The organism is Bacillus cereus group sp. MYBK14-1 (assembly GCF_051916885.1).
Classification (GTDB): Bacteria; Bacillota; Bacilli; order Bacillales; family Bacillaceae_G; genus Bacillus_A; species Bacillus_A cereus.
Genome location: NZ_JBQAHM010000014.1, coordinates 1 through 26,310, shown reverse-complemented (window position 1 = coordinate 26,310; position 26,310 = coordinate 1). Strand labels below are relative to the sequence as shown.

Here is a 26,310-nt window from a genome sequence, read left to right as displayed (position 1 = left end):
TCCTCCCGTTTATTTATTTTTACACAAGACGTAACCAATATAGTTACATCTTGTGTAAAAAAATATTTAAATTGTTTCATTCGTAATTCATTAGTTGTAATCATTATAGTTACAATAATTCTTCAAGTCAACAATTTATAAATAAAATTTACTTCGTTTTCATTACTTTCTCTTTTAAGAAACGATCTACATATCCTTCTGCTTTTACTACGAATAAATACGCACCCATTGATAATAATGCAAGATCTAATTCATATCCTGGATTCTTTCCATCTCCTAATAAACCTGCTGCTCCATTTACCTTTACGATAGCTCCAGCTAAAATAAGAGCGAATAACAATCCTACATATCGTACACCTAAACCGATAATTAATAATATACCACCAACTAATTCTACAGTTGCTACGCCGTATGCAAGGCCACCTGGTAAACCGATGCTTGTAAACCATCCTGCTACATTATCGATACCTGATTGAAACTTTGCTAAACCGTGTGCAAAGAACGTAACTCCTAACACGATACGAATAATTAAATTCCCAATATATTGATTCATTTTGAACTCTCCTTTTTGTTTTGTTATGGTGAACTTTTATTTACAAGTCAAAACAATACGGTATTTTATTTCATTCGTCAAATACTTTTTTAAAGAAAGTAAAAAACATTATCCCTTTTACGGATAATGTTTTCTTACAAAATAGCGCTAATTCAAGCTTTTATTCTATCGCATAGAAAAAGTTGAAACATTTTTCCAGCGCCAATATAAGGCAGTAAAGAAACGTCCTCTTCCACAACTATTCCAACAACATTCACTTTCTCATCTACAGGTAAATCATGTGTAGCAACTTGCATCTCCCCTGCATATCTACCGTACAATTCATTATCAATTGTAATGCTGCCTTTCTTTCTTACAATTGTATGCATCGGCTGTAAAACCACTCTATTTCCTTCCCTTGATTCTACAGATCGAATAACATCACGAGCCGGATCTAGTCTATTTTTATGCACTTGCTCCACCACTTTTAATACTTCTTTATCAGTTATAAATGATTTGTAACGCAATGGAATAATCCCTCTACTCGCACTAGCTACTTCTTGCATACTTTCCAAACTTGCGCTTATATCTCCAATCAATACTTTATCAACACCACAATCTTGAACAAGTTCTAAGTACGCTTCAAGCGGGCGCATATTGCGATGTTTTTCTAACGTTGGTAACCCTTCATATAACGGACCACGTTTTTCCGCATCTCCTGGAATAAATGCCATCGTTTTTATTCCGCACTCCTGTAAATATTGATTTTGTTTTTGTAAGAAGGACTTTGCTAGTCCCGTCTCTGGACGTGGATAAAAATTATGCCACGCTTCTACATTCTCTACTCTTATATGTTCTGCAAGTAATTCTTTCCAAAATGGCTTTGTAATCGTACTCGCATTTAAAGCTACTTTCATCTTATGAGATACGCTTGCAATTTCTTTTGGCGCAATGCCGTAATCCATTCTTAAACCGGTAATGCCCCAGTCCAATAGTTCTTCCACATTTTCATATGTTAGCCCTAAATGATGTAACGATTTTGGAGAAACATCAACCATTAACTCCATTTCATGTGCAAGAGCTTGTTTCCCTAATATTTGAATTAACTCTTTATACGTATTTGGATCATCTTCTGGAATGTGCAGTGATGTAAAAATAGATGTAAACCCATTTTCCTTCGCTACTTTTAGCCACTCTTCTTGTTTCTCTACTCGTTCTTTTGAAAGATAAATGGAAACTCCGATCATATAAATCTCCCTTTCTATTAATAGAAAAAGAGAAAAGAATCCCTTTCTCTATATGTTTTCTGCCATTTCTTCTTTAAATCCGAAGAAATACGTAAAGATAAATCCGAAAGCATATGCAATTACTAAACCTAAGAAATAGAGTAAATATTTATTGTCAGCAATTAACGGAATTAAAGATAGCCCTGATACGCCAATTCCAAGAGAAGCTGTTTGCATAACTGCTTGGAATGCACCACCGACAGCCGCTCCTAAACAAGCAGTAATAAACGGTTTCCCAAGTGGTAATGTCACCCCGTATAATAACGGCTCACCAATTCCTAAAAAGCCAACTGGCAATCCACCTTTAATTACATTTCGAAGTCGTTTGTTTTTTGTTTTCACATAAATCGCAATTGCTGCGCCCACTTGGCCAGCACCAGCCATTGCGAGCACTGGTAATAAAGGTGTTACGTGTGTTTGATTAATAAATTCCATATGAATTGGTGTTAAACCGTGATGCAATCCGACCATAACGAGAGGTAAAAATGTTCCCGCAAGTACTGCGCCAGCAAATGCTCCGCCAATATTTAAAATAGCATTAATTCCGCTCGTAATACCATCTGATAAGAAACCTGCTAATGGCTGAATGGCTAACATCGTTACGATACTTACAACTAATACAGTAATGAGTGGTGTCACGATAATATCAACTGCGTTTGGCACTGCTTTTCGAACTTGTCTTTCCACTACAACCATAAGCCATGCTGCAAAAATAACTGCAAACAATCCGCCCCGTCCGGGCACTAATGCTTCACCAAACAATTTTACGTTTGCCATCGCCGGGTTGAAAATTAAAATACCAGCAATTGCCCCAAGAACCGGTGTCCCGCCAAATTCTTTCGCTGTATTCCAGCCGACTAAAATTCCTAAGAATGTAAAGATACCGCCGCCAATGAGTAGTAACATTTGTAACCACGTTGCATTTGGATCAGCACCAGCATTTTTCGCAAAGTTAGCAACCCCGTTTATAATTCCTGACGCAACAAGCCCCGGAATTAATGGGATGAAAATACTTCCTATTTTTCGTAAAAAGTTTTTCACCGGTGTATTATTTTTCTTCTTAATCTCTGATTTCATCTCTTGCCCAATATCTTCAAGGTGATGATCTGCTACCTCACCAATTCGTAGTCCTGTCAAACCTTCCATTTCAGCTGCTACTTTATTTACTGTTCCTGGACCAACGACAACTTGAAGCGTCTCATCTTCTATAACACCCATAACGCCTTCAACTTTTTTCAAAAGGTCCATATTTACTTTACTTTCATCATGAAGCGTTAAACGTAGTCTCGTCATACAATGAGCAATACTACGAATATTTTTTATTCCACCAAGTTGCTCCGAAATTTCCTTGGCCATTCTCTCTTCTTTCTTCATAATAGAATCCCCCTCCCTATTACTTTATAGTGCTTTCTTCACAAACCCTTTTGCGTATTTTAGTTTCTCCAGTGCTTCCCCATACTCACACTGCAACAACACCATAACAATGGCAGCTTTTACGTTACGTTCTGCCTTTTCATAATACTCTGCCGCTACTTCATAACTAGCGCCTGTTGCTTCCACAATAATTCGTTTTGACCGTTCTACTAACTTTTCATTTGTGGATTGAACATCTACCATTAAGTTTTTATATACTTTTCCTACACCAATCATCGAAGCTGTTGAAATCATATTCAGCACTAATTTTTGTGCTGTACCAGCTTTTAAACGCGTTGATCCTGTTAATATTTCTGCACCTGTTTCTACTTCCACATTTAAATTTGCATATTTACTTATTTCAGCATTTTTATTACAAGAAATACTCGCTGTACTCGCTCCTACGCTCTGTGCGTATTTCAAGCCGCCAATTACGTAAGGAGTTCTGCCACTGGCAGCAATTCCAATCACTGTATCTTTCTCATTTAATCCAATACTTTTTAAATCTTCTTCTGCTAACTCTTCGCGATCTTCGGCACCTTCCACCGCCTTAGTAAACGCTTTCAATCCACCTGCTATAAATCCTTGCACCATTTTATCATCCGTGCCAAATGTCGGCGGACATTCCACTGCATCTAGGATACCTAAACGACCACTCGTACCAGCACCAATGTAAATTAAGCGTCCCTCTTCTTCAAAAGATTTAATAACAGTCTGTACAACCTTTTCAATTTGTTCTATCTCTTTTTCAACTGCTAACGCAACAGTTCGATCTTCTTCATTCATACTTTGCAATACTTCTTTTATGCTCATTTCATCCAGATTCATTGTTTTCTCATTACGATGTTCTGTCGATAAATTTTCTAACATATTTCCACCCTCTTTGAAATTATATTTCACACTTTTATTATAACTTTAAGAAACTAAAAATCAATAACCCTTTCTTATTTTATGAAATAAAATTTCACAACATGACATATTTGTGTCAAAGATAATAAAAAAGATGAGTCTCCTCATCTTTTCTTCTACTTTAACTTCCGTAACCGCAACGCTTCTTCTCGCGTCTCCATAAATTGATCCAATACTTTATTACCAATTCGATTGAAAGTAATAACATATAAAGCATCGATCATATTCAATTGTGTCATTCTCGAAGCAATACTCGCAATACGATGATCTTGTTCTACATCTGGCATACAAAGGCGAATATCCGCTTCTTTATATAGGGGTGATGATTGATCTAATTTCGTAATTCCAATAACAGTTGCACCTTGTCTCTTTGCATACTGCGCCATTTCAAGCACATCTTTCGTTCGACCAGATGTTGAAATCGCAACAAATATATCACCTTCTTTTAAATTCGTCACAAGTGGCAACATCATATGAAAATCAGATAGCATCATCGCTGTAAATCCAAGCCGCGTAAATTTATAAGCCCCGTCCATTGCTGGCGTAGCTGATCCACCTACTCCGTAAAATATAATTTTGCCCGCATTGACAATACGATCCGCTGCTTTCTCAAGTTCCCTCTTATCTATTGCAGTAACACTCGCCTCAATTGCAGCTTTATTCACATAAGTAACTTTATTAAATAAATCATACGGTCCATCTTCTGTATTCATCACTGAAAAATCGTTAATATTATAATCAGCAATCGTTAATTCACGAACGAGTGCTATCTTAAATGCTTTAAAACTTCCGATTCCAATCGATTTACAAAAGCGAACGACACTCGCTTCACTTGCTCCTGCATTCGTTGACACTTCTTTCGTCGTTAAATTCGGTACAATCTCTGCATTCTCCATTATGTACATGGCAACCTTCTTCTCAGCTGGTGAAAATTGATCCATATTACTTTCAATTTTAAATAGTAATGTTGAAGCTTTCACTATTTAACCTCCACTTCTTACGGTTGCGTTCACTTATTTTCTCTTGCTTCAAGAAGGTAATAACCATCATCGCCAGGAGGATGAAACACATTTACAATGCGATTCCCTTTTTGATAAACAGTTCTTTCCCCCTCTGTCCACTTCTTTTCCCAACCGTTCATCCAAATCGCAACATCAGGTAAAAAAGCAGTATATTTCAGCTTCTGACCGTACTCACCATCTGCTTCTTCCGAAAAAATAGAAACCGGAAAATCTTTCACTTTTGATTCTTTCCATGCAGTAAATGGTATACATACTGCAATAAGTACGATTACACCGATAACCTTCTCCTTCGTAATCTTCACACTTCCCTCTCCTTGTCATATCACATACATAGATTTTACCATAATTACAAACCCTTCATGCTATATGATCATTGCTTTTGGGAATAAAAAAAGAGCTTACCTACATCAGATAAGCCCTTCCTGTCTATACAAAATATTTCTTCAAAAGTGGCGGTGTAATAATCGTCGTCAATATAACAACAATAACAATCGCTGTGAAATTTTCTTTCGCTAATAAATTCGCCGTAAGTCCATTTGCTGCGATGATAAGCGCTACTTCACCACGTGATACCATCCCCGCACCAATACTGATAGAAGATTCGCGATTAAATCCTGTCAGTCTTGCGCCTAAGCCGGATCCGATTAACTTTGTGAAAATCGCAACGAGAGTCATAATAATAATGAACCAAAGCTGACTTCCAATGCCTTGAAATGTAATTTCCATTCCGATACTTACGAAGAATACTGGAACAAATATTGCATAAGCAATCGGTTCAATTTTATGTTCCACTTCATGTTTATACTCTGTTTGAGAAATAGCAATTCCTGCTGCAAATGCTCCAATAATGCCTGCAATTCCCATCATTTCACTGTAATAAGAAAAAGAGAAACAAATAATAAGAGCCGCGCTAATTAACGCTTCTGTTACACGAAGCGGGACAAGCATTTTCATAATCCAAGGAACGACTTTCCAAGCAATAAAAACAATACTTACAAAGAAAATAATTTTCTTTACAATGACAAGTGTTATATTCACATCTTGTGTTCCTAAAAAACTCATTACAAATGCTAATAAAATAACGACAATGACATCATCAAATACGGCAGCACCTAAAATTGTTGTACTTTCTCTCGTATTCATTTTTCCTAGATCACGTAGCGTCTGCACCGTAATACTAACCGATGTTGCGCAAAGTAATAACCCTAAAAAAATGGCATGGGATTGTATTAATCCAAACAGCAATCCTGTTACATAACCACCGATGAAAGGAAAAATAATTCCACCGGCCGCTACTGCAAACGACGATTTCAAATTCCGATTTAACTCTTCTAAATCTGTTTCAAGTCCCGCCATAAACATAAGTAACAAAACACCAATCTCACTCAATTCATCAATCAGTTCAGAACTATTAATAATACCAAGTACAGCCGGACCGATAATAATACCGACAATTAACTTACCAAGTACAGAAGGCTGACCAAGTCTTACACTAATGTCACCAGCTAATTTCGTACAAAGTAAAATGACGACAAGTTCAAAATAAAATAACATAGCATCTGCTCCTACTTTAACTTTAATCAGTGGGTCGTTAACCCCCGTCCATTTCTGCAAGTAGTTTCCCCTATTGATCCGCATTTTATTTGTCATATTTTTATTTGACAAAATATTCTGAATTATATTAAGATTAATCCAGCAATTTTAAAAAACTACATACCATAACTGCACCTCCACTTCCTTACTTACTCTTTTTTAATGGACTCATACTATAGTCGCAGTTATGGAAATGAAAAAACGGGGGGAGAGTCCAAAGTGAAGTCATTATTACGAAAAAAAGCGCTTAGTACTGAATCACCAAAGCAGCTAGCTAGAACATTAACTGCACTCGATTTAACATTTTTAGGAATCGGCGCCGTAATTGGGACAGGGATCTTTGTATTAACAGGTATTGTTGCAGCAAAACATTCTGGTCCTGGTATTATGCTATCATTCCTTATTGCTGCATTTACTTGTGCTTGTGTAGCCTTTTGTTACGCTGAATTTGCTTCTTCTATTCCTGTCTCAGGAAGTGTGTATACTTACGCATACATGACAGTCGGAGAAGTCGTCGCCTTCATCGTCGGATGGTGTTTAATGCTCGAATATTTACTTGCCGTTGCAGCAGTAGCTGTCGGTTGGTCTGGTTATTTGCAATCATTACTACAAGGGTTCAATATACACCTGCCCGCCATAATCGCCTCGGCCCCCGGCGTAGGAAAAGGTGGCCTCATCGATTTACCTGCTGTCTGTATTTTACTTCTTATTACGGGCCTTTTAAGTTTTGGTATACGCGAAAGCGCACGCATTAATAATATTATGGTTCTTATCAAGTTAGCCGTTATTATCGCCTTTATCGTAGCAGGTGCAAAATATGTAAAACCTGAAAACTGGACACCGTTCATCCCATTCGGATACGACGGTATTATTACTGGGGCTGCCACTGTGTTCTTCGCCTTCTTAGGATTTGATGCAATCGCAACAGCTGCAGAAGAAACGAAAAAACCGCAGCGTGACTTACCAATTGGTATTATCGGTTCTCTTCTTATTTGTACTGTTTTATATATGATCGTATCTTTCGTTTTAACAGGTATGGTTCCTTATACGCAATTAGACGTTTCTGATCCAGTTGCATTTGCATTGCATTTCGTTGGTGAGGATACAATTGCAGGACTACTCGCTGTTGGAGCGATGACTGGAATGACAACCGTTCTCTTAGTCGTTATGTATGGACAAGTTCGCGTTTCGTATGCGATGAGCCGTGACGGTTTACTTCCAAAAGCGTTAGCACGTGTAAATAAAAAAGTAAAAATCCCTTTATTAAATACGTGGATTACTGGCGTTGTTGCTGCTTTATTAGCAGGCCTTTTAGACTTACATTTGCTAGCGAATTTAGTAAACATCGGTACGTTAACAGCCTTTACATTCGTTTGCTGCGCAGTACTTATTTTACGAAAAACACACCCTGATTTAAAACGTGGATTCCGTACACCTTTCGTACCTGTATTACCAGTTGTCGCGATTCTTTGCTGCTTATATTTAATGATCAATTTGTCTAAAACAACATGGATTAGCTTTGCAGTTTGGCTTATAGTCGGCTTATGCTTCTATTTCTTCTACTCTAGGAAACATAGTCATTTAGCTATTGAAAAAACAAATGATGAAAAGAAAAAAGCATAACAAAATAGCTCGCCGTTTTAGCGGCGAGCTATCTTTCTGTACTATTATATTTTTTCGTCAACGATTGTAAAATGAAAAATATGCCGATGCAAGCTGTAAACCATGCCCAATTTCCTATTGGCGTTGCGTATTTCACAATTCCAATACCTACAAGCAATAGGAAAATAATCACCTGATATATGAGCTTCCACTTTTGCATATATTCCCTCCTTTACTTCGTTCTCTTCTTTTTATTCTTCCAGGCATTTAAACTATCAAAGAAGAAATTAATAAATAACGTGCCTAAACCCGCTAATAAAAACGTCATTAAAAATAAAACCCATATACTTTTTTCTTTTAAGAAATAATATCCTACAAGGAGCACAACCGCGATCCATACATATTCAAGAATTCTTTTTAGCTTTTTCTGTTCCAAATTATTCGCTCCTTCATTCTATGCTATTTTTAGTATAACAAAAAAGAAGCCTATCATGATAAGCTTCTTTTCTTCTCTCTTACTTGTTTATGCTTTTTTCAACGAGTGAAATCGTATACTCTAATGTACGATTCATCGTTTCTACCTGTGCATCTTTTACTTTTACATCTTTCACTACAGCTTCGGCCACTGTAATTTTTTGACTCAGTGCTTTCACTGAACCGTCCGTTACATTTGCATCTTGCGCTTTTTTCACTACTACTTTTGCAGATTCAATATTGATTTGTAATTTTTCTTTCGGTGTTTTCGGTTGTTCTACTACTTTAGATTGTACAAATGTTACATTAGCTGTTTTTAATTCGTTATATGTTTGAACGATTTGCTCTCCCGTACTCCCTATATTTTCAAACACTTGTTTTGCATTATTATAGCTTTTCTCTAGTTCTTGAAATGCTTCCTTTGAATATTGACCTGGCTTATCACCAAACTCATACGTACCAGCTAACACTTCTTTCCCTTTTCCAAGCTCTTCATATAACGCGTTCACTTGCTCTAATTTCGTACGGTTAGAAAACTCATTGTACGCTGCTAATACTTCTGAAGAACTTAACGCTTTACTATATAATTTCGCAAGCGCGATTTGTCCATTTAACGGAATGCCACCATTTCCATTGCTATCAGGATCCGCTCCAAGTGCAAATGGTACATTTGGATGATACACTTTTCCTGTAGCTGGTTGGCTATTTACTTTTTTACCATCGACATAAATAGCTACTTCACTTCCGTTATACGTTCCTGTTAAGTGATATGTTTTGTTTGCTTCTAATTGAACTCCAACACGTTTATAGCTGCCACCAATGTGAGCCCATAATTCAACATATCCACTTCCTGTAGACTCAAATCCAATTCCGCCGCTCTCTGTATTTTGCAAAATACCTTGGCCACGGATTTGATTCATTGAAAATACCGTTTCTAACGTAAATGTATTTGCTACTTTCTCTTTTTGTGCTGCTGAAAATGGAAGGTATCCAAATGTATTAGATTGTCCGTTTAACTTCATAACATTCTTTTTCAATGCTTTATCATATTCAATAGTCACATTGCCCTTCACATCACCTTTTGTACCAAATGGTGAATTGTCTTTAAATGTACCATCTGCAAAATTCACATCGAAAACATCAGCCTTTGGCACTTTTACATTCGGATCAATATCATCTTTTTTCGTAGTAATTTCTGCCGTTAAAGGCTGCGCACTTTCATTACCAAACGAATCAATTGCAACAACTTCAAGTGTATATGTTTTCCCGCCATCTAACCCTGCCAGTGTAAACGTAAAATCTTTCGGCACTGGATCACGATAAAACTCTGAGAATGCTAACAATTTATTTTTCATTTCACCCGTTTGCTTATCTCTAGCCTGCACACGGTAAGAGTGAACAAGGAGGTTGTCCAACGCTTGTGGGAATGTTACTGTTGCCGCATTTTCTGTTACATTTGATACAGCAAGCTTTACATCCTTAGCAAAGTATGGCTTTTCTTTATCACGATCTTCTACATGTGTAAATGTTTCTTTCTTTGCTGGTAATTTAATTTTCCAAGGCTCGCCTGTCCAAGAATTCGTATGGAAATCACGACGATTAATCGTTACTTCTTTATCATCTACTTCTACTAATAAACCTTGGCTTAACGTACTAGCTCCTGGCGGGATATTCCCTTGTACTTTACCACCTTCAACTTCCATATAACTTACTGAAGATGTACCAACTGATGTAAAGTCTTTTTGATGTATCGATCTCGGATCATCTAATGGATAATGTGAATGACCTGAAAACGTAATAACTTGTGGGTATTCTTTTAATACTGCATTAATTTTTGCGCTATCTTGTGTTCCCCATTCATGACTACCGTATACTGTCTCTTTAATGTGTTGATGTAAAAATACAAAAATCGGTTTTTCTGGATCATCTTTTTGCGCTTTTGCCATTTCTTCTTTTAACCAATTAATTTGCTTGTCCGAATAATAGCCATGAGTTGTTCCATTCTCTGGAGACATAACAAGGAAGTGATAACCTTTTACCACTTTATGATAATAAATTGATTCCATACCTGTTTTTTCTAAGAAACGCTTCTGTGCGCCCTCTACAGATAAACCGTTCCAATAATCATGGTTACCAAGAGAATTCATTCTCACGGCATCTTTATTTGCATTTTCATTATACACTTGCATGAAACGATCATATTGCTGCACTGATCCTGTATCTGTGAAATCACCTACAATAACAAATGCATCTTGCTTTGGTGCTAGTGTATTAAACTGTTCAATCGCTCTTTTCCAGCGAAACGTATCATCTGTTCCACTGTTTTTAATATGCACATCACTTACAACTGGAAAAACTATCTTCTTCTCACTTGATGCCTTTTCTTGCTTTTTCTCTTCCGCCTTGACTGATGTACTCCATGGAAATGATACGAATGCTAATACAAAAAACATTAATAATCCAATAAGGCCTTTTACTTTTCTTAAAGCATTTCTGTCCACGTGAATCCTCCTCATAATAATTGATTCATTACAAGGGCTATTTTATCTAATACATGTTAATGTCGTTTAAATAACAAATGAACTTTATTAGATTTTTGTAAATATACAGTTAATTAGAAATTAAGTCCAACATTACTCGTACTATTGTATACAACCACCTTTTGTCTAAAAGAGTCTGATCATTCTTTTCCTATGACTATTCACATATAATCTTTTCTATAACACTAATGATAAGTTAAGGTTTAAGCCTATTAGACAATCTTAATTTTTAATATTTCCTTCTTTTTTTAACACATCGGCCATGCTTTTACATTTAATAGTAATAAAAGACAACTTAAAAGGAGGGGTTGTATTGAAGAATAAAAAAAATATCGGCTGTTTCGCTCCTTTATCTATTATTTGTCCAGACCCTTGTCCACCGCCCCCTCCTCCAAATCCAAATTGCGAGCGAGTAACAAATGAATTTGCAGGGAATTTCCTCATAACTAATAACACCATCTCCTCTGCCAAAGATGCATCACAATTAATGATACTATGGCAAAGTGATGGGATACTACTTATATCAGGTACTGTCTCGGTTTACAATAGTACTAGCAGCAACGAAGCAATTACAATTCAAATCGTTGGAACAGTAACCAATATTTTCACTGTGTTTCCTGGTAATACAATATCGTACACAGGAAAAGACCTACAGTCGATCAATATTATCAATATAACAAGTAATCCTTCACTATATTTAGAAGGCAAGTACTGTTGCGAATTTACATGTTGCTTATAGAATACCAATTTCATTATTTCCTTAATATAAAAAGCATACCGTTCACGGTATGCTTTTTATGAGATTGGATAACGTACTGTAATACAAAACTCTCCTTGATTAACAGTCGTTCCTGTCGTAGTAATTCGGACAGTAGTAAAATATCGGACAGTGAAAGTACCACTACTTTGTGGTTGTACAGTAATTGTATCAACCACTGTTGCACCTACTAAAAAATCAACTGTAATCGGGTTGGCACCTACATCATACTTCACGTAACCTGAACCATATACTTCTTGCGTGATATTATTTGTATATACAATTTGAGTACCAGCACCTGTAATAGACCAGTCTGTACATACTTGGTCTTGCACAAGTGTTTTATTAGAACAACAAGACAAACTGGAACTTCTCATTCCCATTTCGATCCTCTCCTATTCTGCTATGAAAGTGGATAACGTGTTGTAATACAAAATTCTCCCTGATACGTTCCAGCAGGTGTTGCAGGTAACACAACTTGTATACTATCAAAGCGGCGATACGTAAAAGCAATACTCGTTCCTGGGTTTAATGTTTGTGTATCAATTGTACCCCCAGCAGAATCAAGTACCTCTACAGTAATTGGGCCTGGTCCAACATCATATTTAACAAAACCAGTACCAATTACGTTTTGGTTAATATTATTTGTATAGAGAACATTATCAATTGCTGTTGCAACTACAGTAGCAGACCACGGACTACACACTTTATCTTGCACATAATTTTTATCTGGACAACAAGTTAATGCTGACCCTGAGCACTCACAAGACATAGTTGTTTCCCCTCTCTCTTTTATATTCCCTATATGTGTATGTCCCCCAGAGTCTTTTGCCTGTACTATTCATCTATTTTCAAAAAATATTCATGTGACTAGATAGATTCTGTTTTGTTTCTTTTTTTCATATATTTATAGACAAAGATACTAGCAACGATAAGAATAACGCCTCCTAATATCGGTAACATATATTGCCCAACAACATCCGCTGCTTTTTCCCAATGTGGACCTAATTTCATTCCAAAATAAACATACAAAGTCGTTAACGGGAACATTGCTACAAATGTATATATGCTAAATTTCCATATGTTCATTTTCGCCATACCACATGGAACAGAAATAAGCGTTCGAACTCCTGGCACAAAGCGTCCAACAAATGCTACAACCGGTCCATATTTCTCAAAGAAATCATCTGCTTTTTGAATTTGTTCTTCTTTAATGAAGAAGTATTTCCCGTATTTTATTAATAGAGGACGACCACCGTAATAACCGAGTGCATATAACGTTAAAGGTCCTGTCGTTCCGCCGAGGGTTCCGGCTAATACAGCAAGCCAAAAATTCATATCTCCCTCGTACACCCAATAACCAACCATGGGCAAAACTACTTCTGCTGGAATAAATTCAAACGTTAATGCTAACACAACTCCAAAATAAGAAAATTGCTTTAAAAACTCGATTATATCTAAAATAATTTGCTCCATATTTTCTACCCCAACTCCTATCCTACGTTTACGTTATGCTTTTCTTGTAATTGAACTGGCGCCATTTTTACAATTCGGTTCAAAATAAATAATACAATTCCAATATCATCTAAAATACCGATAAACGGTAAGAAGTCTGGAATTAAATCGAGCGGCATCGCAACATAACCAACTAAAAACGCAATAGATAAAATTTTCTTCTTTATTGAAACCTCTTTTGAAGTGAAAAAGTCAAATAGGAATGGAACAAATCGGCGAACATGAAATACAACTCTTAATCTACTAATAAGTTTTTTCATTTTTATATCTCCTCTCTTTGTATACAAAAAGGCCCCTACCAAACATGGTAAGGGTCCTAAAAAAGACAATAAGGGGCCTTTACCATTGCTGGTAAAGGTCTCACTAACAACGAAACGTTGCCAATAAAGCCGAGGGTTTCTCCCTGTAATGACGACTTTACTGTAATAAGTTACTCCCCTTTATATACACAATTTTATACAATCACATTAAAATATTTTGGAGGGCTTGTCAATATATTTTATATCCCACATCCTCCTGCTTAACATTCCGTAAAAACAAAAAACGTATAGGAAATTTCTTACTATCTCATAATATACATAATCATTTTTGAATGAAAGGAGAGGCTTCATTTGCATACCGTATGGAAAGGTGCCCTTTCACTTGGACTATTAAATATAGGAATCAAACTATACAGTGCCGTAGAAGAAAACGATATAAAGTTTTTAAGTCTTCATAAAGAATGCTTAACACCTATTAAATATAAAAAATTTGCTCCTGATTGTACGGATGAAGAAATTGATGATAAAGATATTGTAAAAGCCTATGAATACGCACCTCATAAGTACATTATTATGGATGAAAAAGAATTAGCTGAGTTGCAAAAAGCTCACGAACCAAGATCTATTCGTATTATATCTTTTATCCAAAATAACGAAATTGATTCTGTTCTCTACGATCGTTCTTATTTTATAGGCCCTACCTCAGGACATGAAAAATCATATTTATTATTAAAAGAAGCACTTGAACGTACGAATAAACTTGGTCTTATCCATATTTCCATTAGAAAAAAACAACATTTAGCTATTATCCGTAACTTTGAAGATGGGCTTATATTACAAACTATTCACTACCCTAATGAAATTCGCGATATAACAAATACACCTAACTTACCAAGTAACGAAAATTATCCGATTCAAAAACAAGAACTCACAGCAGCAATCAATTTAATCCACCATCTTACAAATCCTTTTGAACAAGAGATGTATACAGATGAGTATAAAGAAGCCCTTACCGAACTAATCGAAAACAAAATTGAACAACAGGAAAAAACCGAAACAATCTCTCCAACTCCAAACATCATCAATATTATGGAGACATTACAGGCAAGTATTGAACAAGCAAAAATAAAAAGAGAAAATAAAGCAGAAAAAGAGGCCAAATAAAATTGACCTCTTTTTTCTTTAAAGCGGATTACATTTTGGCATCTCAAGTCCAGACGATTGTGCTAATTTTAATAAGTAATAACATTCTTCTCTTGCCATATGATCCGCCATTCTAGCAGATAATGCACTTAATATTTCATTCGATAACTCCAGCTCTTCGACCTCATGGAGAAAATGCGAAAATAATTTTAACTCAAGTGAAACATCTTTTGTAAACTTCTTTAATGCAGGAAAATGATGAAGCTCTGTCCGTAAATACCCCGTCATTTCAACTGCCTTTAAATAAAATTGTTCAAAGTGCTTCGTAAATTCTTCGCTTTTCTCTTTTAATCTTTTTTCAACAAGATCTAATCCACCAGAAATAGACCCTGCATGGCCAGCCGCATCCGTTAACCAAACGAGATGATAATGTAATTCATGAAAAACAGGCGGAACTTCTCCTTTATTTAAAAATTCTAACACTGTTATATACTCTTCTACTTCGTTTACCATATGATTGATGAAAGTTGGCGTAAAATGAATAGTGATTTTTCCCTCGAGTTGTTTCTGTATAATACTTAATTTAAACGTTCGTATTTCCTTTGCGGCTCGTTCTGCCTCTTTTGAAAACGCAATGAGATTCACATTACGAACTTTATTTAACAGATTCGTAAATGTTTCAACAAAATAAGTGGCCTTTTTTATATCCTCTTTTTCCTTCGGAGCTAATGCATCAAGTAAAAATTGCGAATGATCAGTAAGCACCTTTAGCCAAAATTGATGCTCAAACAATGCACTTTCTTCATAATTCCTCTCCACTAAATCCCCTCCGTTTATTCGTCCTTCTCTATCACTTGAATTTTATATCCATCTGGGTCTTGTACTACAATACTCTTCTCACTTTTGTTTTCTGTATATGCAATTTTATAAAACACTAACCTCTTCTTTAAGTTCTCTATGTTAGAAATTGAAAACATTAGTACATCAACCGAATCCGTAACACTCTTCTCACGCCCACCCAAACTACGATTCATTACAAAACTAACTCTCATTGAATCAGCATCATACCAAACCCCTGTTACATCTAATTGGGGTCTTTCTAAACTAGGCTTGATTCCTAAAATCCCTTCATAAAAATACAAAGTTTCCTTTAAGTTTTTCACTTCCAATACAATGAATTGTTTCACATTCTCCACATTCATTCCCCCCGTACCTATTACTTTTTTATATGTGTCATAAAGGCCTATTATGTCTGAATACAATACGTAGTGATGAAGAATATAGGGAGGTTTATTAATGGATAAATATATGAAATCATATGTGCCATATCATAGTCCTCAAGATCCTTGTCCTCCTATTGGTAAAAAATATTACTCTACCCCTCCTAATTTATATTTAGGTTTTCAACCGCCAAATTTACCACAATTCTCACCGAAAGAAGCACTACAAAAAGGAACCTTATGGCCTATCTTTTATGATTATTACGAAAATCCTTATAAAAAAGGGCGGTGACTACTGACGTGAACCAGCCACTACCAGAAGAGTATTATCGACTTTTAGAGAATCTCCAAGAATTAGACTTTGTATTAGTTGAACTAACCCTTTACTTAGACACCCACCCAGACGATACAGCAGCTATTAACCAATTTAATGATTTTTCCTATAAACGAAGAGTATTAAAACAACAGATGGAAGAAAAATATGGACCGCTTCAACAGTATGGAAATAGCTATTCTAATGCCCCTTGGGAATGGAGCAAAGGTCCTTGGCCATGGCAAATATAAAGGAGAGAAACTATGTGGATTTATGAAAAAAAATTACAATACCCTGTTAAAGTAGGCACTTGTAATCCAGCACTTGCAAAATTATTAATTGAGCAATACGGTGGTGCAGATGGAGAATTAGCTGCTGCACTACGTTACTTAAATCAGCGTTATACAATCCCGGATAAAGTCATTGGCCTCCTTACCGATATTGGTACAGAAGAATTTGCGCATCTTGAAATGATTGCTACAATGGTTTATAAGCTGACGAAAGATGCGACTCCTGAACAGATGAAGGCAGCTGGTCTCGACCCTCATTACGTCGATCATGACAGCGCACTTCATTACCATAACGCAGCTGGTGTTCCATTTACTGCAACCTATATACAAGCTAAAGGTGATCCAATTGCCGACCTATACGAAGATATTGCGGCTGAAGAAAAAGCGCGTGCCACATATCAATGGCTTATCAACCAATCTGACGATCCCGACATAAATGACAGTTTACGCTTTTTACGCGAACGAGAAATTGTCCATTCACAACGTTTCCGAGAAGCGGTTGAAATTTTAAAAGAAGAACGCGATAGAAAAATATATTTTTAATACACGTATCCTAGCGATATGTGTTTTTTTTACGTTAAAAGTTAAATCCTTCCTATTAAACATACAAATAGTATATTTATTCGATTTAATGCATTATTTTTTAATTTTTTCAAAATTCCCTATTGCTTTCTAGTCATCAGACCTTTAAAATAATAACAGTTACTCGACAAATTATTTGAATTTTCGACAAAAATACTCATTAGGAGGATTTTCTTTATATGCGTACAACTTTGAAACCAGCGCAAATACTTTCGATTAGTTTATTACTCTTCGCAGTTTTCTTCGGTGCTGGTAATATGATTTTCCCGCCCCTTCTTGGCCTTTCTTCCGGAGAAAATATGTGGGTTTCCATTACAGGGTTTATTATTACAGACGTCGGTTTATCTTTACTTGCTATCGTTGCTGTTGCCCTTGCTGGTGGTAGTTTTAACACTTTAGCGAGCCGTGTTCATCCAAAATTTGCAGCAGTATTCGCTATCATTATTTATCTTTCAATCGGCCCACTATTTGTTATTCCACGAACTGGATCTGTATCTTATGAAATTGGGATTGCACCACTTTTCCCAGATCAATGGTATTCTATGTTAGTTTTTAGTGCGATTTTCTTTACAGTCGTTTACTTCTTATCATTAAATCCATCCAAGCTAGTAGATCATATTGGTAAAATATTAACGCCAATTTTACTTGTAATTATTGCAATTATGGCAACAAAAGCGATTCTTTCACCAGGAACGTTTGCAGAGCCTATCGGTGACTATAAAGACATCCCGTTTTTCAAAGGATTTCTTGAAGGATTTTTAACGTTAGATGCAATTGGCGCTCTCGTACTATCAACAATTGTTGTAAATGCAATTCGTCAAAACGGTATACAAGAGAAGAAATCTATCGCGAAATATACAATCATTTGCGGAAGTATCGCTGCTCTATTCTTAACAATTGTTTACTTCTTACTCGGTTATATCGGAGCTTCAAACGGAAACTTGGGACAATTCGAGAACGGTGGTCAACTATTAGCAACTGTTATGTACCAATTCTTTGGGACAAGCGGTAATGTTTTATTAAGTATCGCCATTATCTTCGCTTGTTTAACAACAGCAATTGGTGTTGTAAGTGCATTCGCCAACTATTTCGCAACAGTATTAACAAATGTTTCTTACAAAAAGCTCGTACTATACGTTTGTATCTTTAGTTTCGTTATTTCAAACTTAGGATTAAGCTTATTAATTAAAATCACACTACCTGTATTAATTATTTTGTACCCAATTACAATCATTTTAATTTTCGTATCATTTATCGATAAATATACGAAACGTAAACCTTCTGTCTACATCGGAGCAATGATCGCAGCATTCATTATTAGCTGTATTCATGCACTTGATAATGTGGGAATGATACCAAGTTTTATCGCTAATATCGTACACACGATTCCTTTTTATAACTTAGGAATCGGCTGGATCGTTCCAGCAATAATTGGTGGTATAATCGGATACTTTATTCCGCAAACAGAAGCTGAAGGCGAAGTTTCTACAAAATAAAGAAAAGAAGCAAGCATGAAATCCATGCTTGCTTCTTTTTCTCTTCACATCGTATGTTTAAACGTAAACAACTCTTCCTTTGACTGTACAGCAGATTGTTCCTCTTCTACAACTTCCTTCTTTATCTCTCCCCCTAATCGAACTTTCAACATCGCCTCTTCTAGACTTTTTACAATCATATTTCCTGAAAAAATGGTAAGCCCGAAAAATGTAATTGGGACGAGAGGAATCCATGGATGCACTGTTAAAGATCTAAAATAGACTCCAATTAGCCCTGACCATTCATGTGTGTAAGATTCTATTTCTTCTATCGGTCCTAAAAACTTAACCGTTCCGCCAAAGAATATTTCTAGTAACCCTAAGTGCAGTAAAATAGTAAGAGTCTGCGTAAACTGCTGAAAAAATACAAGTATAAACGTCATATAAAGGTGCGGGAAAAGATGCTTTATAACAATATGTCTTCTTGATCCACCTAATATGCGTGCGGCATCAACAAATTCCTCCGTTCGCAATTTACGAACTTCCTTCGCAACATACAGTGCAATAACTGGCATTACAAGCATTACAAGTAAGACAACTTGAAACGAAGCCCTTTCAAAAAAGGTTGTTGTTTCCTCCCCACTTCCAAATGTACTTGCAAATTGAAGAAAAAAGTACGCAATCATAACTGTCGGAATAACTGTAAAACTATCAAAAAAAGCCTCAATTTTTGAAAAACCTCTTTTTACATATGTTCCAAGTACAACACCAAAGAACACACCTATTACCATTCTAAGTGCCGCAATTAAAATAGATACACCAATCGTCCACTTCGCGCCCTCAATGACTAAATGTAACAGGTCATACCCTTTCCGGTCTGTCCCGAGTAAAAATTGGAATGAAGGTGGAAACGGTGGCACTTGTGGATTTTCATCCGCATCATATTGCAATGTAACTTGTCTAATATGCCCATCATTCCATAACGTATTTCCGATGCTCAAAAGAACTAATAGGAGAAGAAACCCAATGCTTATCCAAAATCTTTTATCACGTTTTATATACGTCCACATATTATAATCTCTCCTTCATCGCAGCCGGAATGAGATAATGAAACAATTTAAATAAAATAAAAATCGGAATATATATAAGAAGCACACTAACGATGAAAACCTCAACTCTAATACCAAAATAAGATTTCAAAAACATAAAAATACCACCCGTATTAAAAATCCATTCTATAATATATAAATTAGATAACATAAAAAAGATATTCGTTTTCGCAAAGAATAATGTACTAAGCAACACATTTCGTAAAATATGACGATTTAAAATATGAAAGCGCCCCAGCCCTTTCGCCTTAGCAAATAGTACATAATCTTTTTCTAGTTCATTTTCAAAACGAAGCACGACCATTTTTACAAACATAATCGTAGTCGGGATGCTCAAACAAAGTATCGGCAATCCTCTAATTGACTCGCCTCCAATTGAAGCAATTTGAAAAGGTAAAAAACCTGTTTGTTTAAAAAACCATATAACTAAAATTTGTGATACTAAAATAAGAAGGATATCTGGAATAGATTCTAGGAAGATAAGAAATGATTTAATTCGATGTTGTATACGCGGTGAACTACTCATAATTACATAAACAATACAAAATGCTACAAATAATGAAATAAAAAAAGCAGCTAAAAAAATAATAATCGTTTCTTTATAATGGACGAACAGCTGCGGAAATAAAAATTTACCTTTCACATATTGCAAATTGGAAATATCCATTAAGTTCACAAACACTTCTTTTAAACTCTGTATGTACTTTGATACATCCAGCTTAAATCCATAAAACAATTTCGGCAGAGCCCCTAACATAATAATCCCCAAAATCGAAATAATAAATTGAATTGTCACTTCCATCCCATTCAGAAAAACTTTTTTGACCACGTTTTCCCTTCTCTCTCTTTATATTTTACTCTCTAATTTTATTCTTAATTTTCTGAATTGTAAATATTCAAACATAAAAAATCACTAGGTTATGATCCTAGTGATTCTTTATGCGCATGCCTTTCTCTTTTTGCAAACGGCATATACAAAATAAAACACCCAATAAGCGCTGCGAGTTCTAATGAAATAATATAGTAAGGATGCGGTCCTAACATATCGAGTAATGAAGCTGTTTCTGGCTTATGAGCTAAAAACATATAATTACCGCCTGTTTTATAATTCACAAACGAAACAAGCGGAATCAATATGTTTAAAAATATCATCGTACGCTTAATAGATTGCAAGGTCGGTCTATAGCCTTCCACCCAAGTCATAAATAGTGGTGCCCAAATGAGCAATATATGCGCGATAAAATATTCAATGAAACGAAAATGCGGAAAAGCATACTGCAAGTTTGGCGTTAAAATAGCTTGTGATGCACCAATAATTCCCGTGAAAAATACAATCTCATATATGCGGTAACTTTTCGTTACGATCATAATCGACGCTAATAATAAACTAATCGTACATAATTCAAACGGTAATGAAGTAGCTAGCTCAAAAATCCCCGCTTTCCACTCCCACATATGAAGCCCAATTTCACTACCTATAAATAAAAATGCAATTGCATATCGAACCGTTATATTCCACTCACTTTGACGTAATACATCTTGGTATTGATACAGAAAAAATATCCCCACCAACATAATAAATAATATAAGGGCATGTTGCCTTGAGTATGGAATAAATGGTTTTAATGGGTGTGCGCTAAAATAAGCTTCCATCTTCCTTCCTCCTTTCCTCCATACAATATTATTGTAAGAAAGAAACGACGAGTCAATTCATTTGCTTACACTAGGACAACCTCTACCTTACATTTACATATTCATACCTTACAAAACTGTAAGGTTATTGTAAGCTAAAACGATTTGTCAGATTCTTTACCTCTTCTATACTTAATGTAGATACTAAAACGAACGAAAAGGTGATAAATAGATGAAGAAGAAAAATAAAGTGTTAATTACTAGTGTAGTAGCAATCGGAATTGCAGCTGGATCATACTTTGCATTTGCTGGTGGCGGTTCAGATGTAGCAATGGCATATAGCGGATATAAAGTAACCGAAAAACAAATCCAAAACGCGCAAAAATTTGGTGGCGAAGTTATTCCAAATGGAATTGAAACTATTTCATTCGATCCAACAAAAGGAACATATGAATTAGCTGTGAAAAAAGGCGATGAAGTGAAAAAAGGTCAGCTTCTATTTAAATACAATGATCCGACTGCGAAACAAGGTGTAACAGAAGCAGAAATGCAAAAGAAAATCGCACAAAAAGAAGTAACGTTGCTCCAAAAACAAATTGATGTAGCGAAACAAAAATTACAAAAAGATAAAAATGCAGGCCTTCCTGCTGAAGCATTAAAAGCATCAGAAGCCGAAGTTGGGCAATTAGAATCACAAATTGAAATGAAAAAGTTTGAAGTTGAAAAAGCTGATGAAATGATTAAAGCAGCAAAAGAGAAAGTAAACAATCTTTCTGTAACAAGTCCTGCTGATGGCGTAATTGATGATATCGTAAAAACTGCTGACGAAAAAACAGGTATGAGCGGAATTACTCTTCGTCACGCTGGTCAATTTAAAGTAAAAGGTCAAATTTCTGAATATGAGCTTGCTAGTATGAAAGTTGGGCAAGAAGTAACTGTTTCATCAAAAACTGTCGCTGGTAAGACTTGGACAGGAAAAGTAACAGAAATCGGTTCTACACCATTAAAGAGCATGGATGAAAATAAAACTGTTTCTAACTATCAATTCACTATCACATTAGATAATAGTGACGAATTACAAAACGGCTTCCACGTTTACGTAACAAGTAAATCTGGCGAAGCAACTGGTACAATTGTTCCGAAAAGCAGTATCGTGAAAAAAGGTGACAAAAATGTTGTCTTCGTTGTAAAAGACGGTAAGGCGAAAGAACAAGCAGTTACTGTTGAATTCGAGACTGATAGCGAAGCAAAAGTTTCTGGAGTGAAAAAAGGAGAGGAAATTATCTCTAAACCTGAAAAAGACTTAAAAGATGGTATGGAGGTTGTCGCCCAGTGATTAACTTAAAAGGCATCACGAAATCCTTCCAAAATGGTGCAGAGTCCGTTCAAATATTACACGGAATTGACGTAACACTGAACCAAGGAGAATTCACTTCAATTATGGGACCTTCTGGTTCTGGTAAATCAACACTAATGAACATTATCGGTTGCTTAGATAAACCGACGACAGGTACGTACGAACTAGCCGGTCAAAATATTTCAAACATGACTGAAACAGAACTTGCACACGTACGTAATAAAGAGATCGGATTCGTATTCCAAAACTTCATGTTATTACCGAGACTTACAGCGCTTCAAAATGTAGAACTACCTCTTATTTACGCTGGAGTCGATAAAAAAGAAAGACGCGAGCGCTCATTAGCCGCTTTAACAAAAGTCGGTTTAGCTGATCGCGCTACTCACTTACCGAACGAATTATCCGGTGGTCAAAAGCAACGTGTCGCCGTTGCCCGCGCAATCGTAAATAACCCGAAATTCATTTTAGCCGATGAACCGACGGGAGCACTTGATACGAAAACAAGTACACAAATTATGGACCTCTTTTACGAATTAAATAAACAAGGCTCAACAATCATTATGATTACCCATGACCGTGAAATCGGGGAAGCTGCAGCACGTCAAATTGTAATTCGTGACGGAAATATCGTCCAAGATTGGAGAGGTTAATTTTGAATACGAGTGAAAATATACGCATGGCCCTTTCCTCTATCTTTGCTCATAAGATGCGTTCTATATTAACGATGCTAGGTATTATTATTGGGGTTAGTGCCATCATTACTATTATCTCGATTGGGGATGGAACAAACGCAAAGTTCCGCGAACAAATCGGGAATGAAAAAAAAGATCAGTTTTCTGTAAATTATAAGACAGAAGATTACTCAGATATGGACGGCAAAATTTCCTCAAGCATGTATGAAAGTATATCCAAAATTTCTGGTGTGCAAGAAGTTTATCCAGATGTAAAAGGAAAAGAAAAAGTATATGCAGGAAAAAAAGAATTAGATCTTGATATTACCGGTGCAAAAGGTGATTATTTTGAAGATACATCTAAATTCAAACTTGAGCACGGCAGATTTTTAACAGCAGCTGATTTAGACAGACCTGAACACACAATTGTATTAAATACAGATGCTTTTGATAAATTATATTCTTCATGGGAACCAAACTTATATGTAGATATAAAAGGTACACCATACAAAGTAGTTGGCGTATATTCAATAAAAGCAATGATGGGTGGCATGACATTTAAAGAAGGTGTCATTTCAGCAGAAAACTGGCCTGTACTATTCGGGAAAAACAACTACGATTCTGTAACGGTAAAAATTGCTCCTGGTCAAGATAAGGAAACTGTTCAAGAAGCAGTTGTAAAATCATTAAATGAAGCAAAAAAACCAGAGCATTCAGGTAAATTTGAAGTACCAGATCCACAAGAATTCTTAAAAGAAATTGATAGCTTCACAGGTATATTAAAAAGTGTATTCGGTGGTATTGCTGCTATTTCCTTACTTGTAGGTGGTATTGGTGTAATGAACATTATGCTAGTATCTGTAACAGAGCGTACACGTGAAATTGGTATCCGTAAAGCATTAGGTGCAACACGTGGTAAAGTATTAATGCAATTCTTAATCGAAGCTTGTATTTTAACAGCACTTGGTGGTTTTGTCGGATTTATGCTTGGAATCTTCTTCGCATGGATTGTCGCAATGTTTGCAGGATGGCCACTTGTCGTTTCACTAAAACTAGGACTTATCTCCGTTGCCCTATCTATGTTAATCGGTATACTATTCGGTTTACTGCCAGCTAACAAAGCTGCCAAACTGGATCCAATTGAATGTTTACGATATGAATAAACAAAAACGTAGGAGTTTACACTCCTGCGTTTTTTATTTATCTACTAAATTGAGTTTCTTCTATTATATATGTTTCACGTTACAACTACCATTCTAATACTCTTCATTATTTATAGGTACTAAGGCTATTATCTAATTCTATTATTGCAAAAACACTATGTAACAGACGAAAATCAAGGCGTAATTTTTTCCATACTTCGACTGATTTTGTAACAATTATATCGATATTTTATTAAATTTCACCTCATTTATATATTTTCACGCCTAAAAAGATTATCGTTTCATAACTAAATTTCCATTCAAACAGTAAAATAAGCTATTTTTGTAACGCTATAGATATCATCAAGAAATATTACCGTAACATTATTAACGTTACAGTAATTGAAATACTACTCATTTTGTGTTTCATATGCCCTAATACGCCAAAAAACAACAAGGAAGCGCTATCAGGATATTTATGGAATTGTTACAGAATATTAATGCCCCGTTACGAAAGCTTTGTAATTTTATGTTTTTCGCAAATAAGAAAATAATGGTTGCTATAATGAGGTCAACGAAAACAAATGCAATGGAGGCTATTATGAAAAAATTTATGGGTATAGCAACAGCAGCGGTTTTTGGTCTTGGGATTTTCACAACATCTGCTAAAGCAGAAACAATCGTAACGACTGACGTACTAAACGTACGAGAAAACCCAACTACTGAATCAAAAGTTGTAGGAAAATTATTAGATGGATATAAAGTAAATGTTTTACATACAGAAAATGGTTGGTCAAAAGTTCAATTGAATAGCGGTAAAGAAGCTTTCATAAGCGCTGACTATACAAAAGACACTTACTACGTAACAGCAAACGTATTAAACGTACGTGCTGGGGCAAACACAGACTCAGAGATTCTTGGTAAGTTGAAAAAAGATGATGTAATTGAAACAACACACCAAGTACAAAATGATTGGATTCAATTTGAATATAACGGAAAAACAGCTTATGTTCATGTTCCTTACTTAACAGGTAAAGCACCAGTTAAAGTTCAACCAGTAGCTAAAGTTGAAAAAACGACTACAGTTCAAGATACAGCTAAAGTTCGTGAAGCAGCTAAAGCTCAGGAAGTAGCTGAAACTCAAGCAAAAGCTAAAGCAGTGGAAGCAACTAAAGCTCGCGAAGCAGCTGAAGCTCAAGCAGAAGTTAAAGCTCAAGAAGCGGCTAAAGCTCGTGAAGCAGCTAAGGCTCAAGAAGCAGCTAAAGCTCAGGCAGATGCTGAAGCTCAAGCAGAAGTTAAAGCTCAAGAGGCAGCTAAAGCTCGTGAAGCAGCTAAAGCTCAAGCAGATGCTGAAGCTCAAGCAGCGGCTAAGGCTCAAGAAGCAGCTGAAGCTCGTGAAGCGGCTAAGGCTCAAGAAGCGGCTAAAGCTCAAAAACCAGCTACACAACAACCTATTGCAAAAGAAACTGAAAC

At 35.9% G+C, this 26,310-nt stretch carries 31 protein-coding genes; 11 read left to right on the top strand and 20 right to left on the bottom strand.

Translation table 11 applies throughout. From position 1 onward, the window contains the following. Window positions 1-148: 148 nt before the first annotated feature. The 7 genes from ACTFR3_RS25580 to ACTFR3_RS25550 all read right to left on the bottom strand — a co-directional run bounded on the left by ACTFR3_RS25580 (window position 149) and on the right by ACTFR3_RS25550 (window position 6,812). Complete coding sequence (locus ACTFR3_RS25580) at window positions 149-553, bottom strand: DoxX family protein (RefSeq protein WP_001077751.1); 405 nt, start codon at window positions 551-553, stop codon at window positions 149-151. Window positions 554-705: 152 nt separating this feature from the next. Next, complete coding sequence (locus ACTFR3_RS25575; RefSeq protein ID WP_000580626.1) at window positions 706-1,779, bottom strand: DUF871 domain-containing protein; 1,074 nt, start codon at window positions 1,777-1,779, stop codon at window positions 706-708. Between the two features lie 48 nt (window positions 1,780-1,827). After that, window positions 1,828-3,192, bottom strand: coding sequence for a PTS transporter subunit EIIC (locus ACTFR3_RS25570; protein WP_000711293.1), 1,365 nt, complete (start codon window positions 3,190-3,192; stop codon window positions 1,828-1,830). Window positions 3,193-3,216: 24 nt separating this feature from the next. Beyond that, window positions 3,217-4,101 (bottom strand): N-acetylmuramic acid 6-phosphate etherase, encoded by an 885-nt coding sequence (gene murQ, locus ACTFR3_RS25565; protein ID WP_000892350.1) that lies wholly within the window; start codon window positions 4,099-4,101, stop codon window positions 3,217-3,219. Between the two features lie 155 nt (window positions 4,102-4,256). Continuing rightward, window positions 4,257-5,120 carry a MurR/RpiR family transcriptional regulator gene (locus ACTFR3_RS25560; protein ID WP_000648173.1) on the bottom strand — a complete coding sequence of 288 codons (864 nt, stop codon included), beginning with the start codon at window positions 5,118-5,120 and terminating at the stop codon, window positions 4,257-4,259. 29 nt (window positions 5,121-5,149) lie between these two features. Further along, window positions 5,150-5,464, bottom strand: a complete 315-nt coding sequence (locus tag ACTFR3_RS25555; protein ID WP_000704958.1) for a hypothetical protein — start codon at window positions 5,462-5,464, stop codon at window positions 5,150-5,152. A gap of 124 nt (window positions 5,465-5,588) precedes the next feature. Beyond that, window positions 5,589-6,812, bottom strand: coding sequence for a cation:proton antiporter (locus tag ACTFR3_RS25550; RefSeq protein ID WP_063245573.1), 1,224 nt, complete (start codon window positions 6,810-6,812; stop codon window positions 5,589-5,591). A 105-nt stretch (window positions 6,813-6,917) separates the two neighbouring features. Between ACTFR3_RS25550 and ACTFR3_RS25545 the strand changes: the two genes are divergently transcribed. Beyond that, a complete protein-coding gene (locus tag ACTFR3_RS25545) occupies window positions 6,918-8,378 on the top strand; it encodes an amino acid permease (protein ID WP_002040681.1) in 1,461 nt (486 codons plus the stop codon). A 28-nt stretch (window positions 8,379-8,406) separates the two neighbouring features. Here ACTFR3_RS25545 and ACTFR3_RS25540 read toward each other — a convergent pair whose 3' ends face one another. The 4 genes from ACTFR3_RS25540 to ACTFR3_RS25525 all read right to left on the bottom strand — a co-directional run bounded on the left by ACTFR3_RS25540 (window position 8,407) and on the right by ACTFR3_RS25525 (window position 11,842). Continuing rightward, window positions 8,407-8,577 carry a hypothetical protein gene (locus ACTFR3_RS25540; RefSeq protein WP_001174839.1) on the bottom strand — a complete coding sequence of 57 codons (171 nt, stop codon included), beginning with the start codon at window positions 8,575-8,577 and terminating at the stop codon, window positions 8,407-8,409. Between the two features lie 12 nt (window positions 8,578-8,589). Then, window positions 8,590-8,793, bottom strand: coding sequence for a hypothetical protein (locus ACTFR3_RS25535; protein WP_327946146.1), 204 nt, complete (start codon window positions 8,791-8,793; stop codon window positions 8,590-8,592). A gap of 79 nt (window positions 8,794-8,872) precedes the next feature. Next, window positions 8,873-11,332, bottom strand: a complete 2,460-nt coding sequence (locus ACTFR3_RS25530) for a LamG-like jellyroll fold domain-containing protein (protein WP_440044949.1) — start codon at window positions 11,330-11,332, stop codon at window positions 8,873-8,875. A gap of 261 nt (window positions 11,333-11,593) precedes the next feature. Next, window positions 11,594-11,842 carry a hypothetical protein gene (locus tag ACTFR3_RS25525; RefSeq protein WP_002025365.1) on the bottom strand — a complete coding sequence of 83 codons (249 nt, stop codon included), beginning with the start codon at window positions 11,840-11,842 and terminating at the stop codon, window positions 11,594-11,596. Between ACTFR3_RS25525 and ACTFR3_RS25520 the strand changes: the two genes are divergently transcribed. Next, the gene (locus tag ACTFR3_RS25520) at window positions 11,727-12,110 is read left to right on the top strand and encodes an S-Ena type endospore appendage (RefSeq protein WP_225989749.1); all 384 of its coding nucleotides are present in this window, start codon (window positions 11,727-11,729) and stop codon (window positions 12,108-12,110) included. The two genes, ACTFR3_RS25525 and ACTFR3_RS25520, sit on opposite strands and share 116 nt — an antisense overlap. Window positions 12,111-12,166: 56 nt before the next feature. Here the strand turns inward: ACTFR3_RS25520 and ACTFR3_RS25515 are convergent, their stop codons facing one another. The 4 genes from ACTFR3_RS25515 to ACTFR3_RS25500 form a co-directional block, all read right to left on the bottom strand. Beyond that, entirely contained in the window at window positions 12,167-12,511 is a 345-nt protein-coding gene (locus ACTFR3_RS25515; RefSeq protein ID WP_000525819.1) for a DUF3992 domain-containing protein, read from the bottom strand. Between the two features lie 20 nt (window positions 12,512-12,531). Continuing rightward, on the bottom strand, window positions 12,532-12,900 hold the full coding sequence (locus ACTFR3_RS25510) for a DUF3992 domain-containing protein (RefSeq protein WP_001277537.1): 369 nt from the start codon (window positions 12,898-12,900) through the stop codon (window positions 12,532-12,534). A gap of 98 nt (window positions 12,901-12,998) precedes the next feature. Then, window positions 12,999-13,604: a DedA family protein gene (locus ACTFR3_RS25505; protein WP_000435017.1), complete on the bottom strand. Its 606-nt coding sequence runs from the start codon at window positions 13,602-13,604 to the stop codon at window positions 12,999-13,001. Window positions 13,605-13,621: 17 nt separating this feature from the next. Beyond that, window positions 13,622-13,903 carry a YkvA family protein gene (locus tag ACTFR3_RS25500; protein WP_000733844.1) on the bottom strand — a complete coding sequence of 94 codons (282 nt, stop codon included), beginning with the start codon at window positions 13,901-13,903 and terminating at the stop codon, window positions 13,622-13,624. 351 nt (window positions 13,904-14,254) lie between these two features. Between ACTFR3_RS25500 and ku the strand changes: the two genes are divergently transcribed. Further along, on the top strand, window positions 14,255-15,067 hold the full coding sequence (gene ku / locus ACTFR3_RS25495; RefSeq protein WP_000557737.1) for a non-homologous end joining protein Ku: 813 nt from the start codon (window positions 14,255-14,257) through the stop codon (window positions 15,065-15,067). 18 nt (window positions 15,068-15,085) lie between these two features. On the opposite strand, the gene ACTFR3_RS25490 is transcribed toward ku, so the two are convergent. Both ACTFR3_RS25490 and ACTFR3_RS25485 read right to left on the bottom strand, forming a co-directional pair. Then, window positions 15,086-15,865: a DUF2935 domain-containing protein gene (locus tag ACTFR3_RS25490; protein WP_000440988.1), complete on the bottom strand. Its 780-nt coding sequence runs from the start codon at window positions 15,863-15,865 to the stop codon at window positions 15,086-15,088. Between the two features lie 14 nt (window positions 15,866-15,879). Then, window positions 15,880-16,308 carry a VOC family protein gene (locus tag ACTFR3_RS25485; protein ID WP_162837398.1) on the bottom strand — a complete coding sequence of 143 codons (429 nt, stop codon included), beginning with the start codon at window positions 16,306-16,308 and terminating at the stop codon, window positions 15,880-15,882. 34 nt (window positions 16,309-16,342) lie between these two features. Between ACTFR3_RS25485 and ACTFR3_RS25480 the strand changes: the two genes are divergently transcribed. The 4 genes from ACTFR3_RS25480 to brnQ2 all read left to right on the top strand — a co-directional run bounded on the left by ACTFR3_RS25480 (window position 16,343) and on the right by brnQ2 (window position 18,947). Next, window positions 16,343-16,558: a spore coat associated protein CotJA gene (locus ACTFR3_RS25480; protein ID WP_000362187.1), complete on the top strand. Its 216-nt coding sequence runs from the start codon at window positions 16,343-16,345 to the stop codon at window positions 16,556-16,558. An 8-nt stretch (window positions 16,559-16,566) separates the two neighbouring features. Then, entirely contained in the window at window positions 16,567-16,830 is a 264-nt protein-coding gene (gene cotJB / locus ACTFR3_RS25475; RefSeq protein ID WP_001075543.1) for a spore coat protein CotJB, read from the top strand. A gap of 12 nt (window positions 16,831-16,842) precedes the next feature. Further along, the gene (gene cotJC, locus ACTFR3_RS25470) at window positions 16,843-17,412 is read left to right on the top strand and encodes a spore coat protein CotJC (RefSeq protein WP_000265278.1); all 570 of its coding nucleotides are present in this window, start codon (window positions 16,843-16,845) and stop codon (window positions 17,410-17,412) included. Between the two features lie 218 nt (window positions 17,413-17,630). Further along, complete coding sequence (gene brnQ2, locus ACTFR3_RS25465) at window positions 17,631-18,947, top strand: branched-chain amino acid transport system II carrier protein BrnQ2 (RefSeq protein WP_059304120.1); 1,317 nt, start codon at window positions 17,631-17,633, stop codon at window positions 18,945-18,947. Window positions 18,948-18,991: 44 nt separating this feature from the next. Here the strand turns inward: brnQ2 and ACTFR3_RS25460 are convergent, their stop codons facing one another. The 3 genes from ACTFR3_RS25460 to ACTFR3_RS25450 form a co-directional block, all read right to left on the bottom strand. Further along, window positions 18,992-19,996 carry an ABC transporter permease gene (locus tag ACTFR3_RS25460; RefSeq protein ID WP_059304121.1) on the bottom strand — a complete coding sequence of 335 codons (1,005 nt, stop codon included), beginning with the start codon at window positions 19,994-19,996 and terminating at the stop codon, window positions 18,992-18,994. Between the two features lies 1 nt (window position 19,997). Beyond that, a complete protein-coding gene (locus ACTFR3_RS25455; protein WP_000239670.1) occupies window positions 19,998-20,864 on the bottom strand; it encodes an ABC transporter permease subunit in 867 nt (288 codons plus the stop codon). An 89-nt stretch (window positions 20,865-20,953) separates the two neighbouring features. Next, window positions 20,954-21,688, bottom strand: coding sequence for a YwaF family protein (locus ACTFR3_RS25450; protein WP_000388698.1), 735 nt, complete (start codon window positions 21,686-21,688; stop codon window positions 20,954-20,956). A gap of 211 nt (window positions 21,689-21,899) precedes the next feature. Here ACTFR3_RS25450 and ACTFR3_RS25445 point away from each other — a divergent pair, with 211 nt between their 5' ends. From ACTFR3_RS25445 to ACTFR3_RS25430, 4 genes are all read left to right on the top strand, one after another. Beyond that, the gene (locus tag ACTFR3_RS25445; RefSeq protein ID WP_059304123.1) at window positions 21,900-23,003 is read left to right on the top strand and encodes an efflux RND transporter periplasmic adaptor subunit; all 1,104 of its coding nucleotides are present in this window, start codon (window positions 21,900-21,902) and stop codon (window positions 23,001-23,003) included. Further along, the gene (locus ACTFR3_RS25440) at window positions 23,000-23,674 is read left to right on the top strand and encodes an ABC transporter ATP-binding protein (protein WP_000609104.1); all 675 of its coding nucleotides are present in this window, start codon (window positions 23,000-23,002) and stop codon (window positions 23,672-23,674) included. The genes ACTFR3_RS25445 and ACTFR3_RS25440 overlap by 4 nt, the downstream gene beginning before the upstream one ends. 26 nt (window positions 23,675-23,700) lie before the next feature. After that, window positions 23,701-24,858, top strand: coding sequence for an ABC transporter permease (locus ACTFR3_RS25435; RefSeq protein WP_002197439.1), 1,158 nt, complete (start codon window positions 23,701-23,703; stop codon window positions 24,856-24,858). Window positions 24,859-25,315: 457 nt separating this feature from the next. Beyond that, on the top strand, window positions 25,316-26,310 hold a 995-nt coding region (locus tag ACTFR3_RS25430; RefSeq protein ID WP_440044948.1), incomplete at its 3' end, for an SH3 domain-containing protein.

What these genes read in the sequence shown, in the direction of transcription:
- ACTFR3_RS25580 (WP_001077751.1), bottom strand. Translation starts at nt 553, where the DNA reads ATGAATCAATATATTGGGAATTTAATTATTCGTATCGTGTTAGGAGTT.
- ACTFR3_RS25575 (WP_000580626.1), bottom strand. Translation starts at nt 1,779, where the DNA reads ATGATCGGAGTTTCCATTTATCTTTCAAAAGAACGAGTAGAGAAACAA.
- ACTFR3_RS25570 (WP_000711293.1), bottom strand. Translation starts at nt 3,192, where the DNA reads ATGAAGAAAGAAGAGAGAATGGCCAAGGAAATTTCGGAGCAACTTGGT.
- murQ (WP_000892350.1), bottom strand. Translation starts at nt 4,101, where the DNA reads ATGTTAGAAAATTTATCGACAGAACATCGTAATGAGAAAACAATGAAT.
- ACTFR3_RS25550 (WP_063245573.1), bottom strand. Translation starts at nt 6,812, where the DNA reads ATGACAAATAAAATGCGGATCAATAGGGGAAACTACTTGCAGAAATGG.
- ACTFR3_RS25545 (WP_002040681.1), top strand. Translation starts at nt 6,918, where the DNA reads ATGGACTCATACTATAGTCGCAGTTATGGAAATGAAAAAACGGGGGGA.
- ACTFR3_RS25540 (WP_001174839.1), bottom strand. Translation starts at nt 8,577, where the DNA reads ATGCAAAAGTGGAAGCTCATATATCAGGTGATTATTTTCCTATTGCTT.
- ACTFR3_RS25515 (WP_000525819.1), bottom strand. Translation starts at nt 12,511, where the DNA reads ATGGGAATGAGAAGTTCCAGTTTGTCTTGTTGTTCTAATAAAACACTT.
- ACTFR3_RS25510 (WP_001277537.1), bottom strand. Translation starts at nt 12,900, where the DNA reads ATGTCTTGTGAGTGCTCAGGGTCAGCATTAACTTGTTGTCCAGATAAA.
- ACTFR3_RS25505 (WP_000435017.1), bottom strand. Translation starts at nt 13,604, where the DNA reads ATGGAGCAAATTATTTTAGATATAATCGAGTTTTTAAAGCAATTTTCT.
- ACTFR3_RS25500 (WP_000733844.1), bottom strand. Translation starts at nt 13,903, where the DNA reads ATGAAAAAACTTATTAGTAGATTAAGAGTTGTATTTCATGTTCGCCGA.
- ACTFR3_RS25480 (WP_000362187.1), top strand. Translation starts at nt 16,343, where the DNA reads ATGGATAAATATATGAAATCATATGTGCCATATCATAGTCCTCAAGAT.
- cotJC (WP_000265278.1), top strand. Translation starts at nt 16,843, where the DNA reads ATGTGGATTTATGAAAAAAAATTACAATACCCTGTTAAAGTAGGCACT.
- brnQ2 (WP_059304120.1), top strand. Translation starts at nt 17,631, where the DNA reads ATGCGTACAACTTTGAAACCAGCGCAAATACTTTCGATTAGTTTATTA.
- ACTFR3_RS25460 (WP_059304121.1), bottom strand. Translation starts at nt 19,996, where the DNA reads ATGTGGACGTATATAAAACGTGATAAAAGATTTTGGATAAGCATTGGG.
- ACTFR3_RS25450 (WP_000388698.1), bottom strand. Translation starts at nt 21,688, where the DNA reads ATGGAAGCTTATTTTAGCGCACACCCATTAAAACCATTTATTCCATAC.
- ACTFR3_RS25445 (WP_059304123.1), top strand. Translation starts at nt 21,900, where the DNA reads ATGAAGAAGAAAAATAAAGTGTTAATTACTAGTGTAGTAGCAATCGGA.
- ACTFR3_RS25435 (WP_002197439.1), top strand. Translation starts at nt 23,701, where the DNA reads ATGGCCCTTTCCTCTATCTTTGCTCATAAGATGCGTTCTATATTAACG.